Origin of the sequence: Paraburkholderia sp. UYCP14C, from assembly GCF_004197395.1 — a bacterium.
GTDB lineage: Bacteria > Pseudomonadota > Gammaproteobacteria > Burkholderiales > Burkholderiaceae > Paraburkholderia.
In genome coordinates this window covers 1-255 of sequence record NZ_SELS01000399.1, presented here as the reverse complement: position 1 = coordinate 255, position 255 = coordinate 1, and the positions used below count along the sequence as shown (strand labels likewise).

The 255-nt window shown below is 58.4% G+C and carries 1 pseudogene; it reads right to left on the bottom strand.

The features are described 5' to 3' along the window. Positions 1 to 255 (bottom strand): annotated as a pseudogene (locus EVC45_RS45340) (IS6 family transposase); the annotation flags it as partial.

The following is a 255-nucleotide window of genomic DNA, read 5'->3' as shown; positions in this document are numbered from 1 at the left end:
CCCATTTGCCCCGGATCTTCAGGTACGTCTCGTCAACCCTCCACGACCGTCCCGCAGACGTGGCAAAATGGTTCCAGCGCTTGACGAACTCGGGCGTATAGCGGCGCACCCAACGCAGAATCGTCGTGTGAGCCAGCGACAACCCTCGCTCAGCCATCATCTCGACGAGATCGCGCAGGCTGAGTTTGTAGCGCAGATACCAGCGCACACAAAGAATGATCACCTCACGGTCAAAATGACGGCCGGCGAATAGCT